We start from the raw sequence: 18,208 nt of genomic DNA on the forward strand, positions 1-18,208 counted from the left end.
GAAAGGGAAAAACGTCCAACTTCCAACTTTGAACGTTGAACGTTCAAAGTTGGGAATGGGGCGTATAGGTCGATGGGACTAATGGGTGATGTGGTGGTTGACAAAGGTAGGGGTGAGGGTTACATCGGTATCACTTCGCTGCTGCTCCTTCGGAGCTTCCTACGTGGCGGAGCGGGGGCCGGAGGGCCCCCTCCTTTTTCCACCCATGCGAGAAATTGCAAAAGCGCTGCAAATGGCTGGTTCAGCAGCATGACGTTCTTTGGGGGCACCCCTCACCCCCAGCCCTCTCCCCTGCCGAAGTTCGGCTTCCCACAAGGGGCGAGGGAGGTGGAGCCTCTCGTTTCATATCTTAGTTTTTGGTGGTCGAGCATGTCCGGTAACTATCGCAACGCTTCTTTATACGCTTGTCATCCGGTTGTGGCGTGGCGGAAACTTCGCGCGCGGCAACAAAGTTGCTGGTTCGCGTTTATGCCAATTTTAATCCTGCTGCTGTTCTTTTGCTCGGGCGCCACGGCGCTGGTGTATGAGGTGGTGTGGTCGAAGTATTTGGCGCTGATCTTCGGGAGCACGATCTATGCGCAGACGGTGGTGCTGGCGGTGTTCATGGGCGGGTTGGCGCTGGGGAACAGGATATTCGGTCGCCGGGCGGATCTGCTGAAGCAGCCGTTGGGAGCGTATGGGTATGTGGAGATGGGGATAGGTGTGTATGCGTTTTTCTTCGATTTTCTGCATAAGCTGGCGGACAAGGTGTTTGTGGGTGTGGGTGCGGGGATGCTGGAGCAGGAATTCCTGCTGCTGGTGTGGAAGGGAGTGGTGGCGACGGGGCTGTTGATCATCCCGACGGTGCTGATGGGGGGTACGTTGCCGCTGGTGGCGGCGTGGTTGCAGAGGAATGAGACGGATGCGAGCCGTGTGTCGGCGAGGTTTTACTCGATCAACAGCCTGGGAGCGGTGACGGGGTCGCTGGTGGCAGGTTTCTTTCTGGTGCAGGCGTTGGGGATGGTGGCGACGCTGCAGGCGGCGGCACTGGTGAACCTGGTGGTGGGTGGAGCAGCGGTGGTTCTATCGCGTCGGGGGAAAGCGGAAGCGGTCGCGGAGACGAAGCAGACAGAAGCTGTCCCAAGCACACCGCTGGATGAGTCGACGGCGAAGCAGTTGAAACTGGCGATCGGGCTGGTGATGTTGACCGGGGGAGTGTCGATGGGTTTGGAGGTGTTGGCAGCGAGGTCATTGGTGCTGGTGTTTGGGGCGTCGTTGCAATCGTTTGCGCTGGTGCTGGTGGCGTTCATCTTGGGGATAGGATTTGGAGCGGGTATGATCGCGTCGCCGAAGCGGCAGTGGGTGAGGCGTGAGTTGACGACGATCATCTTGCTGTTGGGAGCGGCGCTGTGGATCGGGATGTTCATCTGGAACGCGGAGGCGATGGTGAACGTGTATCGGGAGTTGCGGACGGCGGTGGCGAGGACGGCGACAGGGTATCAGCTGCAACTGCTGTTGAATGTGATGATAGCGATCGTGGTGCTGGGAGTTCCGGCGGCGATGTTGGGAGCGGTGCTGCCGTTGTGGATCCGGTCGGTGAAGGGGGGGATGAGCGGGCTGGCGGAGCATGTGGGGAGGTTGCTGACATGGAACACGGTGGGGGCGGTGGTGGGGGTGTTGGTGACGGGTTTTGTGCTGATGCCGGTGTTTGGGGTGAGGGCGGCGTTCTGCCTGTTGGCGATCGCCCTAAGCGTGGGGGGGGCGGTGGTAGCATCGAAGCACCGGTTGCAGGGGGCGTTCATGGGTTCGTGCGCGGTGGGAGGGTTCCTGCTGTTCACGTTGGTGACGGGCGGTGAGTCCTGGCGGCATGTCATGAGCTCGGGCGTGTTCAGGTTGCGTGAGACTGAGGTGGACTACGAGTACCTGCCAAGAAGGAAGGAGGAGGTGAAAATCGTTTTTTACAAAGATGCTCCAGACGCAACCGTCTCCGTGGAAAGGGTAAAGCGCGAGGGTGAGGACCGGATATCCCTGCGCATCAATGGCAAAACGGACGCTTCCAGTCATGTGGATCTTTCCACGCAGTTGCTGCTCGGACATCTGGGCCTTTTCGCACGGCCGGAAGCAGAGAGCATGTTCATTTTTGGCCTGGGCAGCGGTATCTCGGCGGGAGCAGCACTGGCTCATCCTTTGAAGGAGATCGTGGTGGCGGAGAACTGCAAACCGGTCGTGGAATCCGCAGCATTTTTCGAGAAATGGAATCGTGGGGTGATGAAGGATCAAAGGGTGAAGGTGGTCTTTGAGGATGCGCGCACAGTGCTAAAGCTGGGGAAGAGGAGTTACGATGTGATCGTGTGTGAACCATCGAATCCATGGCTTGCCGGTGTGGGCAGTGTGTTCAGCCGGGAGTTCTACGAATTGGCGGCCAGTCAATTGAAGGAAAATGGCGTAGTGGTGCAGTGGTTCCACGTGTATGAGATGCATGATGGCGTGGTGGATCTGGTGACGAAGACGTTTTCTTCCGTATTCCCTTATATGGAGATATGGGATCCGGGACAGGGTGATTTCATCATGATCGGCTCCACCAAGCCGTGGACGATGTCTCTATCGCAAGTAAGCAAGGTGATGGAACGACCGCTGGTGCGGGAGGATTTCGCGAGGATCGGGCTTGCGAAGCCGGAGCATGTTTTCTTGCGCCAGATGGCTTCCGGTCGGACTGCGTTTGCCATCCCCGATGGGACGGCGATCCAGTCTGACGCGTTTCCAGTGCTGGAGTACGAGGCGCCAAGAGCTTTTTTCCTGGGACATCGGGCGGAGAAGTTTTTGCAGTTCGATGAACGGACCTGGCAAAGCTCGCTCGCAACTGCGGAAAAACAACGGATTTTAAGAGAGCTGACGGCGGCTGATCTTAAAGGGATATTCCAGGATGATTATTCGGTAAACCCGGTGCTTACGAGTTACTTGAAGCGGCGGATCGCAGGGGCGGATAACGCAGCTCTGGTGCCGGTATTTGCTGAACACAGTCCGATACCGTTCATACTACAAACGTATGAAGGCTACGGAGGTCTGCCGAATCTTCCAGCAGATGCGACGCAAGAGCACAAGATAATGCTAGCAGCTGAAGCTCAAATACTGACAAGTCCGGAAAAATGGCGGGAGAATGTGGAGATCATTGAGAAGACGATCAATGAATTGGGAGCCAAGCCGACCCGGGAAGGCTTGCGTTGGAAACCGGATCATTTCCTCTGTCTGGCAGTGAAGACTGCGCTGGCGAACCGCGATTTCCTCCGGGCGCAGCAGTTACTGGAACTGGAGAAGTATGTGGAGGAAACGCGGGAGATGCGCTATCTGAAACGCATCGTGGCAGTGGCGGCTCCGGGAAAATCTGCAACAGCAGTGCCACTGCTGCTTGTGAATCCGCAACAAGGGAAGTAGGGTGGAGGCATCGTGGACCAGATATTGTTTCAAGCGGGAAGATTTACGGTGACATGGTACGGGGCGCTGATGGCGCTGGGGTTTATCGCGGCCTTATGGACGGCGAGCAGACGGGCAGTGCTCGTGGGTGTGTCTCCGGAGAAGGTGGCAGATGTGGGACCGTGGCTGATCATCGGAACGATCATCGGTGCACGGCTGGTTTATGTGGTCTCGTATCCGCAGAGTTTCGAGGGAAAGCCTTTCTGGCATGTGTTCGCGGTATGGCAGGGCGGATTGGTGTTCTATGGAGGATTGTTCGGGGCTTCAGCGGCGTGTGTGCTGTTCTGCCGGTTGAACAAGATTCCGTTGTGGAAGTTCGCCGATGTGCTGGCGCCGAGTGTGGCGTTGGGGCATGCAATCGGACGACTGGGATGTTTGATGAACGGATGTTGCTATGGGAAGGCGTGCGACCTGCCGTGGGCGATCAAATTCCCAGTAGGTCATGAAACGCATCCGGTGGGTGAAGCGGCCATTCCCATCCATCCAACTCAGATTTATGAATCCTTATTGAACTTCGCTTTATATCTGGCGCTGGCGTGGTGGTTCCGGAAGCAACGGAAGTTCGATGGACAGGTGTTTGCCATTTATTTGCTGGGGTATGCGGTGGTGCGTTCCACGGTGGAGATGTTCCGTGGGGATTATCCACAGAGCTATTATGCGGCAGGCTGGATGACACCGGCGCACAAGGTAAGCATAGTGATTCTGCTCGCAGGCATCCTCCTGTATGCCTGGCAAAAGACGAACGGGATGACGGCCAGGGAAATCGTGGTGACAGCAGATAAAAAGTAGATATGGCGGACCGGACCGAGAGCATAGTAGTGGAGAAATCCCTGCCGAAGGAGCGGCTGGATGTATTCTTGCGCGAACAGTTCCCGATGGTTTCACGAGGATATTTGCAGAAACTCATCGAGGAAGGAGACATCAAAGTGGATGGCTCGAAAGTGAAAACGACGCATGCCCCAAAAGCAGGGGAGAAGATCGATATCCGCTGGCCTGAAGCGCGCACGATGGAGACGAAACCGGAGGATATCCCGCTGGAAGTGTTGTTCGAGGATGCAGATCTGATCGTGTTGAACAAACCGCCGGGGTTGGTGGTGCATCCATCGAATGGTCATGAGGAGCACACGCTGGTGAATGCACTGCTGCATCATTGCGCGGGACAGTTGAGCGGCATCGGCGGCGTGGCGAGGCCGGGTATCGTACACCGGTTGGATAAGGATACGAGCGGTTGCCTTGTGGTGGCGAAGAATGATGTGACGCACATCGGCCTGCAGGATCAGTTCAAGAACCGTTCGCTCGACAAGATTTACCACGCGCTGGTGTGCAGTGTGATCCCGCGGGATGGTGGCGAGATACGCGCGGCGATCGCAAGGCACCCGACACATCGCAAGCGCATGGCCGCTCTCGATGACGGCGATGGGCGGGAGTCATGGACTTCATATCGCGTGCTGGAACGCATGAAGGCAGCCACTCTAGTGGAGAATACGTTACATACGGGGAGGACGCACCAGATCCGCGTGCACATGCAGTATCTGGGACATCCGGTGATTGGGGACGAGCTGTATGGCAAGCGACAGAATGCCAAACTGAAGGAATTGACGGGCTACGCGGCTCCGCGCCAGATGTTGCACGCGAGCAAACTGGAGTTCACCCATCCGAAAACGAAGAAATTGGTGAAGTGTGAAGCGCCGTGGCCGGAGGATTTTCAGCAGGCGCTCGCGGTATTGCGGAAGATCCAGAAGTGACGTGTGACGTCCGGGCTGATCAACTCGCGGTGAGGGCCATGGCGCGCCGGCAGGTCAGACTGATATAAGCACACCGCAACAGGGAATCGCTTTGCGGATGATGCGCGAACTGGGTCAAGCTGATGCTCAAGCGCGTCAACCCCATGCGCGCCACGCGGCTGGCCGTTTGTCGGATTCTCTCCAGGTGCAAGTGGTTCAATGCCCCCAGGCCGGATTCAGCCATGGTGAGCAAACCGTCATCCACCTCCGCCAGCAAGCGGGCGATGGTGGGGCTGGCTGATTCGAGATTGTCGATTTCCTCATCCATCCCGAACAACTCGGTGGGTTCCTCCACTTCCTCACTTTTCTCCAGTGCGGTTGTTTTTGCCTGGTCAAGATAGAGGTGCAGAATTTTTCCGTTGGCGAGATGGAACGTATAGGGAAAAAGGGCGAGTCCCGTAAGCCCATGCTGAATGCGCCCGATCACCATTGCTCCTTGCAAGGAATCAGCCGCGATACTTTCCAGAAACTCGATGCCAGGCCGGTTGAGTTCATCGTAGGGGATTTCGAGAGCCATCATCTCTCCCTGCGAATCTTCCAAGGCCCAGGAAAACTGCTGGGCCACAGTTTCAAAATGACGTTCACGCCAGGTTGCTGGTTTGAGCGCGAAGATAAAATCCAACGGATTCGATTCCTTCAAACCGATGGCCGCCCGGTGTTTGAACTGTTGCTCCAGATGAGACCATTGTTTGACGGGTAACAGGCTCTGGTTTTCGAGTGCTGCCACGCCGGTCACCAAGACCCGGCTTTTGGTGGAACTGGACAGCCGGTTGGCAGGATTGCGCCGGGCATTCATCAGTCGGAAGGCGCTACGGGCCAGTTGTTGCGGTGATTCGGTTCCTTCCCACGGACCTGGCTGGGTAAATCTCGCCGCCGGTTTGAAATCACCGAGCTGATGCGCGGGCCGTGATTCGCTCCAGGAATTCCATTGCTTGGCAGAAGGATCCCAAAACAGGATGGTGAGACCTTCATAGCCGGAGGCTGTGCGCCATGGCCAGGCCGCTGCTCCCAAAAGGTCCACGTGGCCGATCTCGTCATAGCGGGTGCGGTGCAGCCCGACCAGATCGGCCCGCGGATTTTCTCCGCCATTTTCCAAGGCGGTGCAAAGCGCGTGCGCTTGGGCCAGGCGACCGAGCAGGCGGGTCAGATCGCTCCGTGCATCACGGGCCACTGTCAAAGCGGCCTCATCTCCGATGCCCCGCAACGAAAGCGCCAGACGGGGCAGATTCACGCCCAGCGCTGATACGGCCAGCGTCAGCCATCGTTGCCGGTTTGCATCCGTGATGCGCGAAAGGCCATTGACCAAGGTCTCAGCCAGCAAGCCGTGACACGAACCGAGCACCTCGGCGCGCGTGCGCGGAGCTCCACTGGAAGCAGACGGCGATTCCGCCTCGGTCGGCAACACCCATTCCTTGCCGTGGGCGCGTTGAAAAGCGATCACGGCGGCGACGATCAGGTCACGCCCATCGCCTTTTCCACCAGCGACGATCATGCCGTCGAGATTTCCGCCGCTGACGAGATGGACGCCCGCGTTCAAGGCCGGGAAATGCACGCGCAAGCCGCGTTCATGGCTGACCTGGGCGGGGAACAGAACGGCGAGCTTCTGTCCGGCACGGAACACGGCCTTGCCCGCCCAACGCTCCACCATCTCTGGTGTGAGCGCCATAAGATCGGTTTCGGGAGCAGGCTCTGATGTGGTCACGTCAGCAGCTGGTTCACTGGGAATCATCTCCGCTGTCGCGACGCCTCGCTGCAAGAAGAGCGTAGCGGTGACGATGTGCTGGCAGACACCGGAGGCCGGGCATGAACAGGTGGCGGTGGCGGGACCGGATTCTGGTATCCGCACCGTGAAATGCTCCACTTGGACTTCGAGCCGCCCGTCTTTTTCACCCGTCACGCTCAGCGATACCTGACGTTCGAGATCCTTTTGCGCCCGGCGCAGAAGGCCCTTGCTCGCCAACGCTTCCAGCGCGGTCGCGTCGAGCGCGGCGGCGAGGCGGCGGAGTTTGGATTCGAGGGTGCTCATCATCGCGAATTGATGACCTTGGCCAGCCACGCGGCGAAATGTTTGGGCGTGAGCGCGGCGATCTCCATGCCGGTTTCCGCCAGCCGCTCGGCCATGTGATGGTCATAGATCGGCGCGGCACCCTGGTCGAGTGAGGCGAGACCCATCAGCTTGACGCCGCTCTCGCGCAGGCGGCGGCAGGTGCCCAGCATCACGGCGGGGGCGGCGCCTTCGCAGAAATCGCTCACCAAGGCGAGCACGGTGCGATGCGGATTTTCTACCAGCGACTCACAGTATTGAAGCGCCTGGCCGATATTCGTTCCGCCGCCCAGTTGCACACTCATCAGGACTTCCACCGGGTCGTCCACATGATCGCTCAGGTCCACCACCTGCGTGTCGAAGACCACAAGCCGCACACGGACGAGCGGCAGACCGGCCAGGATGCCCGCCATCACCGCGCTGTGGATCACGGAGTCCGCCATGCTGCCGCTCTGGTCCACACAGAGGATCACCTGCCAGGGCAACTGACGGGTGTTGCGCGCGAAGAAGCGCGGGTCTTGTAGCACGATCTGGCCGCGTTTCGCGTCATAGTGCTTGAGGTTGCGCTTGATCGTGTCGCGCCAGTCGAAGTTTTGCGCCGCTTTCTGCGGGCTGTGCCGCCAGCGGTTCATGCGTCCGGCGAGGGCGCGGCGTACGTCGGGCTCGAGCTTGCGTTTGATCTCTTCGATCACCTGGCGGATGATCCGGCGCGCCGTTTCGAGTACCTCGCCCTGCAGGTGGCCGCGGAAGGTCAGGAGCGTCTTCAGCAAGTCCATGTTCGGCTCGAGCTTCTCCAGCGTCTGCGGATCGGTCAGGAGCTCCTTCATCCCGTAACGGTCGAGCGCATGTTTCTCGATCACCTCCACTACCTCGCGCGGGAACAGCTCGCGCACCTCGCCAAGCCATCCGGGGACCGTGAGCTGGGAAGGATCCAGCGAGCCGGCCTGCTGCCGGTCACGCACGCCGCGTCCTTTGTATTCGCGTGAATACAGGTAATCCAACGCCGCCTCCATGCGCGCATCACGGGCGGAGAGCGGCTCCGATAGCTGGTTCTGCGCGAACCGGCCGAGGACGAGACGCCACCGTGTATGTGTGTTGCTCATGAAGGCACCTCCGGGGTTTCCGCCAGCCATCCGCTGAGACCGTCGTCAGCGAGGGTCTTTTGCACCAGCGCATTGACGCGCACGGCCATAAGGAGGTCAGCCTCTGTTTCGTTTGAGGTGTGACGGGTATCGATTCGCTCACCACCGGTGACCTCCGCGACCACGCCCGCCACGCGGTCAGTCTCTGCCGGCGTCAGCTCGGCGAAGGCCATCCGCAGATGCGGGATGCGCTGGACGAACTCCTCCTCGCTCCAGGCCGACAAAAGTTTTTCCACTGCCACGATCAATTCACGCTGGCGCCATGCGAGCTCGCGGCAGGCGCGCAACAGGCCGGTGAGGAAGGCCGTCTGTTCGCCTGGCTGGCTTGAGGCCGCGTTAAGCGAGCCGGCGAGGAGCCGCATCAATCCATCCTCCGGCAGATGCCCTTCACCATGCAACACACCCGCCATCCCGCCACTGAGGAGGGGCGGGCACGTAGGCTGGAGAAACGTTTTTCGCAATGGTGCGTAGCAGAGCCCGGCATCCAGTCCCAGATGCTCTGCCACCCTGGAATGCAAAAGATCGCGCAAGGCCAGCACCTGGCTCAACGTCTCTTCGGCTGCCTCGGCCGGAGTGACTGCCAGATTGTGCAGCAGATAACACGCGCGCTGATAGGCGGTCTGGATCAGTGAGGGCACTTCCGTCAGCCGATGCGCCTCCAGCGGTTCGCGGGATTCCCAGAGCAGTATGAGCTGGTTTAAGGCACCCACGAGCGAACCCAGCGCCGGGTCGCCATCGATCTGCGTTCGCACCAGGCCGAGCAAGCGTTCGGTGTGCCGGTGCAGGCCCATGCGACACGCGTGGATCAGCATCTTCACCGCCTCGGCTGCGCAACGGCCCTGACCATTCTTCTCCAGTTCAGCGATCGCGAGGGCGAGCCGGTTCGTGGCGGCTTCCTCGACGGTGGCTCCGAAGATGCCCGCCTCGATCAGATGGCTCTCCGTTTGCGGCGACCACTGATAGTTCCAGTGTTCGAAGAGCCGTTCGAGCCCGCTGCCATTCACGAAATCAGGCCCCGCTGTGAGCGTGCCAAAGGGCACGTTGAGAAATGCGAGACTGTGCAGGAAACGGCTCGTCTGACGATGGGACACTTTCCGGTACAGGTCCAAAGATGTCTTGCGCCGCACGGTCTCGCGGATGTTCAGCCGCAGCTTGAGCGCGGTGGCATGAAAATCCCCGACGATGGGCGGAGAGCCCGCTTCAGCCGGGACTTCACCGATCCTCGTTCCGCCCAGCGCATGCCGCGCGAGGCCGAGCACTACTGCGCCCTCGGCATCCATCGCCCCTTTCACGAAGCAGCTCCGGATGCCGTCCAGCAGGTCTTCGCGCGTGGGACCGGGATGCGCCCGCAATGCCGCGAGCCGCGATGATTGCTCCAAGGCTGCGATCTCGTCCGCCGGTGACAGCGCGATCGCCAGTTTCTTCTGCCGCGTCAACTGGCCCAGCTCCACCAGAAATCTCGCAGCCACATCGGTGTAGGCGCCCTTGGATTTGGCGCGGGTCGCCGCCTGCCATATCTGGTCGTAATAGTAAGGCGCAGGCATGCCAGCGGCATAGCCGTTCAACGCGTCGAGCTGCTCGAAGCTGTAACGGATCAGGCAGACGACGCTTTCGGGAAACTTGGGCGGGGGCGTTTTCTGCGTGCGCGTGGTTTCGACCAGTGCGGGCAGGGCGACGGTGTGAAAGCCGCCGGTCACCACGAGCACACGGTGTCCCTGTTCCAGTTCCTCCTGGATGGCCGCGGCCATGGCCGCTTCCCGTGCGGTCGTGCCATCGGCCTCGAGTTCGGGCGGCGACGCATCCGCGCGCGCGTAGTAGCACCATGCGGCGACGTCATGGATGAATTTGTCCAGGTCCAGCTCGCCTTCCATGCGTGTTTCGAAGAGGTGATCCCAGAGATCGTTGTGATCGCGACACCCCGCGCGGCGGGCGAGAGCTTGCAGGTAACGGCTTCGCTTGAAGTGCCGTTCCTCCTGAAGCGACTCCACGCGCGGCGCCCCTTGCTTTTCCGCAGTAGATTTCTCTGCCCGCACCTGGCCCGGATAATCGAGATCGATGAAACGCAAGGACGCGCCAGTCTGTGCCCCGGTGCGCAACGCCACCAGTTCCGGCGAGTAATCGCAGAAAGGATAGTAGGCGGCATGACGCGGCGGGCCGGTCAGTCGTGCCAGGGGCGAGGTGCCGGGCGTCTCCTCCGGTTCTTCCACAAAGCTGGTGTACACCGCAAAAGGCGCCTTCGTCTTGGGATGCAAGATGAGCGGGATCAACGGGGTGAAACTGGCTGGGCCTTCGACGAGTATCGCATCCGGCCGTCGCTCACGGATGAGCCGCTCCAGGTGATGCGCGCACGCGGGACTATGATGACGGATCGGGAAATACGTCACCCGTTCCGTGATCAAGCCCGGCAGCAGTGCCGCGACCGGCTCGGCGGTCAGCCCCGCAACCATTTCTTTGCCTCGTAGAACTCCTGCCACGTCTTGCTTCCTTTGCTCCGCGCCTTCACCACCACGTCGAAGTAGTGTTTCAGTTTTTTCAGGTCGTCGGGATTGTCCTTGAGCACGGTGCCGAGCAACTGGCGGGCGACGTGGCTGCTCTCCAGCCGCGCGTTGCCGAAGTACGCCGCATCCAGCGCTGCCGAATGGCTCACGGCCACGGCCTCGGCGGTGGACATCACGGTCGAGGGTTTCTCCAGGGCGGTGCCTTCCTCCGTGCGGCCGTGCCGCAGATCATTGAAGGTGGTGACCAGCAGCTCCAGTACTTCAGCCGGACATTCGACTTCGATGGCCGATTCCGCGAGCAACGCCGCCGTCTGCTCCTTCACCAGCCGCAGTTCCATGGCCTTGTCCGCCAGCGGCGCGACGGTCTCGAAATTGAAGCGCCGTTTCAACGCGCTCGACATCTCATGCACGCCGCGGTCCCGCAGGTTCGCAGTGGCGATGATGTTGAAACCCTTCTCGGCAAAGCGGACGGCGTTTTCGCCCGGCAATTCCGGCACCTGGATGCATTTGTCCGAGAGCAGGCTCACCAGCGTGTCCTGGATCTCCGGCTGGCAGCGGGTGATCTCCTCGAACCGCACCAGCGCGCCATCGCGCATGCCGCTGTAGAGCGGAGAGGGGACGAGCGCCCGGGGCGTGGGGCCTTCGGCGAGCAGCAGTGCGTAATTCCACGAATATTTGATCTGGTCATCCGTGGTGCCCGCCGTGCCTTGGATGGTAAGCAGCGAATTCCCGGAGATGGCGGCGGAGAGCAGTTCGGACAGCATCGATTTCGCGGTGCCTGGCTCGCCCACGAGCAGCAGGCCCCGGTTGCCGAGCAATGTCACAATGCACCGCTCCACCAGTGCGTCGTCGCCGAAGAATTTCTGCGTGATGACCGTTTTCTTCTTCCCCCCTTGCCAGGTGTGCGTCACCGGCGCGGTGCCGCCCACGATGAAATCACGGACGGCGCGCGGGGACAGTTTCCAGTTTGCCGGACGCTTGGCCGTATCGCTGGTGGCGAGCGCGGCCAGTTCCTCCGCGTAAACGATCTCTGCGGGCGGCCGCACCATGCGCGGTCCGGGTTGTTTCGGTTCAGGTTTGCTCATGGGTTCGGTGCAAAAATTAAAGTCTTACTTTTTGTTCCCATTCCGGATCGAAGCCGCTTCCCTCGGCGGCGATGTGGCGGAGATCGTTCCAGCATTCGCCCAGTAACACGGGCGGTACGGAGCCAAAACTGACCTTGGAGCCCGTCGTGCCGGTCTCGCCGTCGGACGAGAACTGCTCAAAGTAATAACTCTTCAGGGCTACGGTGTTGTTCTCCTCGGGCAGGCTGTTGCCGCTGAATTCCAGCACGGCTTCCAGTCCGAGCGTGGGGAAACGTTTGCGGTAGTCGTAAAACCAGCCGCCATCCTGCGTCTGGCCGCGGTTGTAACCGAGCTTGCCAGCGCGACCACGCAACTTGAAGGCTTCAAGCAGGTGGCCTTGGAAATCAGCCAGCTCATCATCCTGCTCCTGTTTCAAGCTGAATGCGGGGCGGCCGAACTGTTCAAACAACGGTTCCACGTCGTAGTCCTTGAGATGCTCACGCCAGCCGGTGGATTGGGCGGGGGTCACGTGGCATTCGTGCGCCAGCCGGATGGTGTCCTCCGGTTGCAATGTGACTGGCGCATCTTCCAGGTCCGTCAGGGAGCCGTCTGGCAGCGGACGGAACAGCACGGTCTTGTTGTCATTCCGCGTCGCGGACCACACGGCGAGCTGGCAGAGATGCCGCGCGATCGGGTGACGGTTCAGGTAGGTTTGCCAGTCATCCACGGGCCACGCCCGTTGCGTGCACATCGCCTCGTAGAGCCGTTCGCGCTGCATGGAGAGGACTGTCTTGAGTTCCTTTTTCGCGGCGGAGAAAACCTTTTTTGCTTCAGCGGACTTGGCTTCATCATCATCCTGGCGAGGATCGGGCAATGCCTTCAAAACTTTGCCCTCGCCATCGTGGAGGACAAACTCCAGGTCGTCATTCAAGGTCGCCTTGAACTGGCGGGGACCGAAATCGAGCGTGAGCACGCCATCTTCTTCCAGACCGGCGCTGGGGATGGTGCGATCCGCCAGTTCGGCCAGCGTCCAGTTCTTGCGCTCGGCCAACAGTTGCACCTGCAACGCCGCCTCTTCCTGGATGCTCTTGGTGCGGAAGCGGCTGCCGACCGCGAGCAGCAATTGCGTGGCGGTCTTGTGTTCCACCCAGGCGAGCATCTGGAGCAGGGCACGGCATTGCGCGGCCCGGTTGCCATACCATTGCTTCAGGTATCGGTTGACTACGGGGACCGCAGCGCCTCCAACACACGCGCCCGCCACCCCAAGGATTCCCTTGCTCGCCACCGCCGATCCCTTGGGTCGCGAGAGAAATGAGGGCAGAAACTCGGCGAAGAATTCATCCTCGGTTTTCTTGGCCTGGCTCCAGCCTGGCATCTGGCACCAATGCGCCCACGATTTTGCCTGTTCACGGGCCTCTTCTTCGGCCTTTTCCCGCGAAATGGGCGCGACGTCCTCCGCGAGCCAGGCTTCCAAGACGAACTGGCCCAGCCGCTCACGTTCCATGGGGTTGAACTTGGAACAATACGTGCGCAATAACGCGGTGGGTTCGGGGCTCTTGAGTTTCAATCCCTGCACCAGCCACCACTGCAAAACCTCGGGCTCGACCGTCTGGCCGTTGTCGGCCCAGTGCACGGCCGGAAGCTGGGCAAATGGAAACCACTGCAACGCTTCTGGAATCCCTTTCTTCAAACCAGCCAGGGCCTCCTTTAAGAGTCCATCGCGGTCGAGGAATTGTTCTACGGCCACTCCGAGCTGTTCCAGCGCACCCATCATCGCACCCTTCGCGGGTTCGTTCTTCTCCTTCTTCAACGCCGCCGTCAACGGGGGCACGGCTTGCGGGTCTTGGCAGCGTCCCAGCCAGTCGGCCGCTGCCTGGCGCGACTCGGCTGTGCCCGATTTCAAGGCTTCGATCAAACGGGCCGTTTTATCCGGCAGATTTTCCAGGCAACTTTGGGAGGCTGCACGTTCACTTTTGGGACCCAGTGCAAGATCCCATAACAACGGCACCAGTTCTGCGGGTGGGACCGGGAAAGCGGCCGCTGCTTGAAAGGCGCGTTGCCGGTTGCGCTTTTGATACCAACGATCGATGGAATCTCCGGAGGACGGCTGCAAGGCCCCCACCAGCAAGTCGAGGTGGTTCGCCCAATATGGCCAGATCAGCCGCTCAGACATCCCGAATGGCCGGGACGTGTCACGAAAAGTTGCCAGCATTCCTTTCCCCACCAGGTCGGAGGGCCTCCCAGCCTCGGCCAGACCCTCGCCCAATTCTTTCAATCCTACATCGGGTCGCGTGCGCCGGAAAAGCGGGATGAGCGTCTGGGCCAGTGAGCCTTCAAACCATAATTGAGAACTGCTGCTATACAGCGCTCCGGTCAGGACAAAAAAACGCATCAGGTGCACAGGCCGCAACTCGGCGCGCTCCCAGAAAAGGCACAGGGGGGCTTTGCACCGGGAATCAAGCCCCAGGTAGAAGTAGCAGGGAAAGACCGGCAACGCCTGGATTTCACCGCGCAACATCTGAAATCCCCGGACGATATCTTCCGCCGTCGCTTGCTTGAGCGGCTTCCCTTCAAAGTGTCGGGGAATGGCAGCGATGATGGGGGCGAGTCGGTGGAAAAGCTCGGCCCAAGCCTTTTCGGTCTCCGGTCCCAGCGGGGTTTCGCAAAGTTCGCATGATGTTTCCATAATGCATTTAGTTGGTGGAATCGTCCGCCTCGACGGCTGAGGTTGATTTTCCGGCGATCTTTGCGAGATCTCCCATCGCTTCCGAGAAGGCGATCACGGGCACGTCCTGATAGGCTAGCAGGCGGGCGTCGTCTGCATCGCTGGGCTCGTCATAAACATAGCTGCCGATTTGCACGCTGCCGTGCTTCACGAAGAAGACCTTGCCGAGAGTGATCTCTGAGTACATATCGATGCCCACGTACATCCCTTCCGTTTCCACGAACACATCCACGCCCGTCGCCGGAAAACTTTTCAGATAGTAATTGATGCAACCCGCATCGCAGACGGAGCCGCGCGCCCAGCCAAGGCGTTCGGCGCGGCCCTTGAACGTGATGCCGTTCAGTTTGGTGTTGAGCACTTCATCGCCGAATTTGGTTTTCTCTGTGCCGGTCGCGACCTTGATGACAGGCCGTTCCATCTGCGCAAAGGGCGGGACCACCTCATAGTCCGCCAGGTGCGTGATCCATTGCTGGCGCAGTGCGGCGTCGAGTTCGAGCGGATGCACCACACCCACCTGGCCGCCGTTGGGCAGCTTCACCGCTTCATCCTGGGCGTCTGTCGCCGAATGATCCTCCAGGATGCGGAACGTGCCGGTGAGTTTGCCGGTGTCATCATACGTCGCCCACACGAGCCTTTGTGCGAAGGGCAGTAGCAGGGGATGCTGGAGGTAAAGCTCCTGCCAGCGTTTCATCGGCCAGCGGAATTGGCGCACCATCAGGGTCTCCATCCGCAGCAACTGCGATTTCACCGCTTCCTTCAGGCTGGCCGTCATCTCCTTGAACTCCGCCTTCAATTCCGCCGGGATGCTGTCCGGCAGCTTGGCGACCTTCTTGTTCGTCGCCACATCGCGAAAGGCGAGTTTGAAATCCTCGGTGATGCGCACCTCCACGGTCGCCTTCCCGGTCGCGATGAGTCGGGGCTGTCCCGGTGGGAACCCCAGCCAGGGCACGACCAGATCGCCCAATTCCTCAACGGTCAGGCCTCGGGCCTGGGCCGCCTCGGCGAACGCTTCGCTGGCCGCCTTGCCGATATTCTTGTTCTTGGCGCGATACCGGATGGCCATGGCGTCCACGGCAAGCAGTGCGGAATCCGAACCCATCAAGGCGAGGGATTGCACGGCATACTCGGCGAGCTTGCCCCGCATGTTGTCCGCCCATTCCTTGGTCTGGCGGGTGAGGACGGGCACGAGGCGGTCATCGCCGACGATCGCTGCGAAGGCCATCGTCCAGCGGTCATCCGCATCTCCTTTTGAGGCGAAGAAGGCTTGTACCACCGCGAGGGCTAGGTCCCCCGAGGTCTTGCGATCGATCTGCTGGTAGAGCGGCTTGGCCTCGATGTCTGCGCGCATCTCCTTCACGCGTGATTGCCGGTACAGCAGATACAGCAGCGAATCCACCGGCAGGGTCGAGCCGTCGCGCAGACGCGGCATGGGCAGCTTCTTTGGGTCCAGCCATGGCACCGGAGAATCCTTGACCTTCTGGAGGGTTTTTTGGATCCGTTCCGCAAACTCCTTCGGGCTCAGGGCCACTGTCCCGCCTTGTAATTTTTCCAGCGCGAGCAGGATCGCGTCCCGGACGTTGTCATCCTCTTCAGTATCTAACCGCGTCTTCAACGCCGCTGCCGCCGCGGGTGTTCCGATCGCCTTTAACCATGCCACGGCTGCGATCCGCGCATCTGCCCGGCGAATCGCCCACAATTCCTTGGTCTTCGGCAGGCGGGATTCACCCAGTTTCGCCAGCGTCACGGCCGCCGCTTCGCGCACCGGCTTTGATTTGTGGGCCAGCAAGGGCCAGAGATCGTTTTCCATCGCTTCGAGCGCGATGTCTCCGCTCAAGCGAACCGCCCGGGACAAGACCGAGCCGTCCTCCTCGGCAAACAGAATCCGTAAGTTCTTGGCGATTGCTTCGGTGTCTTCGGAGGACTTGATTCCTGCCCAGAATTTCAGTGCCTTCAATTGCACTTCTGGTTGTGAGGTGGCGAAACACGAATCCAGCAGAGGGATGGCATCGCGTCCTAAGGTTTGGACGGCGATCTCCAGGTTCTCGATCTTGTAGTCGCTTTGGAAACGGATATGCCATGCACCGCTGAGTTCCAGGGCGAAGTATCTCTGGAGTAATGGGAACTGGGCGCGGGCGCGATGTCGGGCGAGCCATGCGCCCGATTGGCGGGATTGTTCTCCTAGATTGACCTGTCTGCGTGAATCAACGGCCACCAATTGGGTGACAGCCAGCTTTTCCATCGCGGCCACGAACCGTTCCGGAGCGGCAGTGTGCAACCGTTTGCCGATCTCAAAACGGGAATCCCAAAGAGTCAGTCTCTCAAAGGCAGTGGCGGAGACTTCAAGAAACATCGATGGCGCGAGCTCCATCGGCCAGATCCAAACATTGAAATGCAACTCTGGGAAAACATCGGCTGTCTTCAATCGTTCGAGCTGTTGCAACCACCGGTTCGGTGCGTGGGTTGAAAAGAGCAGTGCGATCACCGACGAATCAATACCGTTGGTGCAGTGATCCCTGAGTAGATGTTCCAGAACGCCGTCGTCCACCTGGAGCAGATGACGTCCGGCAGCGGTGGTGGAGCGGTCTGTCAGGTCTAGCAGACGGACATGCCGGATAAGTTCGGAGGCGAGCCGTTTAGAGGGACAGCCCAATTCAACCGCCACAGCTTGAGCCCGGTGGAATACCTCGGCATCGGCAGGGTTGTGGGTGGTGACGTGGCCGATCCAACTGCCGATCGCGCCCGGGTGATCAAGCTTCAGGCAGGCAGTGAGAAAACGTTTGCCCGATTCATCGAGCGTCGCCGGATGGCCAAGCGCAAGCAGAAGTTCTCCGGGAAGCCACGCTGTGGTCTCAAGTTTCGGGATTTTCTTCAGGTGGGATTCATCGCCTGAAAGAATGAATTGTTTCCATGCCGGGTTCGCCCACTCCTTGTGCCACGCCTTGGTTGCCAGTTCATCCAATGCCTTGATGATCGCTGCCATAAGATAAAGACCTTCCTGCCTTTTGTGTGATGCGATTTCTGTTTTGAAATACCAGCAATCAGTTTACGGCGCGACAACTAAGTGATGAAGGATTGGTTAATTTTTAAGCATAGGAGAAAAGCCAGGTTTGCGGTTCCAGCTCCAGATGAGTTTTTTTAGAGGATTGCGGGAAGGCGGTGACGGTGCTTGGGGGAAGAAAGTTACGAATCCTTGGGCTTGCCTCGCATCATATAGCAGAAGAAATCCCAGAGACCAGCAAAGCGATACTTCCCATCCACATACTTCTCGATGACGTAGAAGGCGAAGTAGTAGAAGCGGCAGAAGCACCAGATAGTGAGCACAAGGAAGAGCGCGGTTTTCCACGTGGGATGTTCCAGCCAGAGCAGCACGGCGGAGAAGATGCCGACGAGGAGAAACAGAATGCCTTTGAACTTGATCCAGAAGGGGCTCGTCAGGTCTTTCATGACTGAAGACAACATGCCGTATTTCTCCAAAGGAACCAACAATTTGTAAGGGGCACT

General features: G+C 59.8%; 10 protein-coding genes. 3 read left to right on the forward strand and 7 right to left on the reverse strand.

Features of this window, described 5'->3' with window-relative positions:
- The first annotated feature begins 468 nt into the window (after positions 1-468).
- Genes VGH19_17140 through VGH19_17150 form a run of 3 tightly spaced genes read left to right on the forward strand, consistent with a single transcriptional unit; the run spans position 469 to position 5,195 of the window.
- A complete protein-coding gene (locus VGH19_17140) occupies positions 469-3,411 on the forward strand; it encodes a fused MFS/spermidine synthase (GenBank protein ID HEY1173097.1) in 2,943 nt (980 codons plus the stop codon).
- Between the two features lie 12 nt (positions 3,412-3,423).
- On the forward strand, positions 3,424-4,239 hold the full coding sequence (gene lgt, locus VGH19_17145; GenBank protein ID HEY1173098.1) for a prolipoprotein diacylglyceryl transferase: 816 nt from the start codon (positions 3,424-3,426) through the stop codon (positions 4,237-4,239).
- Between the two features lie 2 nt (positions 4,240-4,241).
- Complete coding sequence (locus VGH19_17150) at positions 4,242-5,195, forward strand: RluA family pseudouridine synthase (protein HEY1173099.1); 954 nt, start codon at positions 4,242-4,244, stop codon at positions 5,193-5,195.
- Positions 5,196-5,214: 19 nt separating this feature from the next.
- Here the strand turns inward: VGH19_17150 and VGH19_17155 are convergent, their stop codons facing one another.
- From VGH19_17155 to VGH19_17185, 7 genes are all read right to left on the reverse strand, one after another.
- A complete protein-coding gene (locus tag VGH19_17155; GenBank protein ID HEY1173100.1) occupies positions 5,215-7,263 on the reverse strand; it encodes a hypothetical protein in 2,049 nt (682 codons plus the stop codon).
- Complete coding sequence (locus VGH19_17160; protein ID HEY1173101.1) at positions 7,260-8,381, reverse strand: VWA domain-containing protein; 1,122 nt, start codon at positions 8,379-8,381, stop codon at positions 7,260-7,262. The genes VGH19_17155 and VGH19_17160 overlap by 4 nt, the downstream gene beginning before the upstream one ends.
- Positions 8,378-10,867 carry a DUF5682 family protein gene (locus VGH19_17165; GenBank protein ID HEY1173102.1) on the reverse strand — a complete coding sequence of 830 codons (2,490 nt, stop codon included), beginning with the start codon at positions 10,865-10,867 and terminating at the stop codon, positions 8,378-8,380. The genes VGH19_17160 and VGH19_17165 overlap by 4 nt, the downstream gene beginning before the upstream one ends.
- Complete coding sequence (locus VGH19_17170; protein HEY1173103.1) at positions 10,852-12,003, reverse strand: AAA family ATPase; 1,152 nt, start codon at positions 12,001-12,003, stop codon at positions 10,852-10,854. The genes VGH19_17165 and VGH19_17170 overlap by 16 nt, the downstream gene beginning before the upstream one ends.
- 16 nt (positions 12,004-12,019) lie before the next feature.
- Positions 12,020-14,668 carry a DUF4132 domain-containing protein gene (locus tag VGH19_17175; protein ID HEY1173104.1) on the reverse strand — a complete coding sequence of 883 codons (2,649 nt, stop codon included), beginning with the start codon at positions 14,666-14,668 and terminating at the stop codon, positions 12,020-12,022.
- Between the two features lie 7 nt (positions 14,669-14,675).
- The gene (locus VGH19_17180; GenBank protein HEY1173105.1) at positions 14,676-17,687 is read right to left on the reverse strand and encodes a DUF4132 domain-containing protein; all 3,012 of its coding nucleotides are present in this window, start codon (positions 17,685-17,687) and stop codon (positions 14,676-14,678) included.
- A 200-nt stretch (positions 17,688-17,887) separates the two neighbouring features.
- Positions 17,888-18,151 (reverse strand): hypothetical protein, encoded by a 264-nt coding sequence (locus tag VGH19_17185; protein ID HEY1173106.1) that lies wholly within the window; start codon positions 18,149-18,151, stop codon positions 17,888-17,890.
- Positions 18,152-18,208 lie beyond the last annotated feature (57 nt).

The sequence above is a fragment of the Verrucomicrobiia bacterium genome, assembly GCA_036405135.1.
In the GTDB taxonomy this organism is placed as follows: domain Bacteria; phylum Verrucomicrobiota; class Verrucomicrobiia; order Limisphaerales; family JAEYXS01; genus JAEYXS01.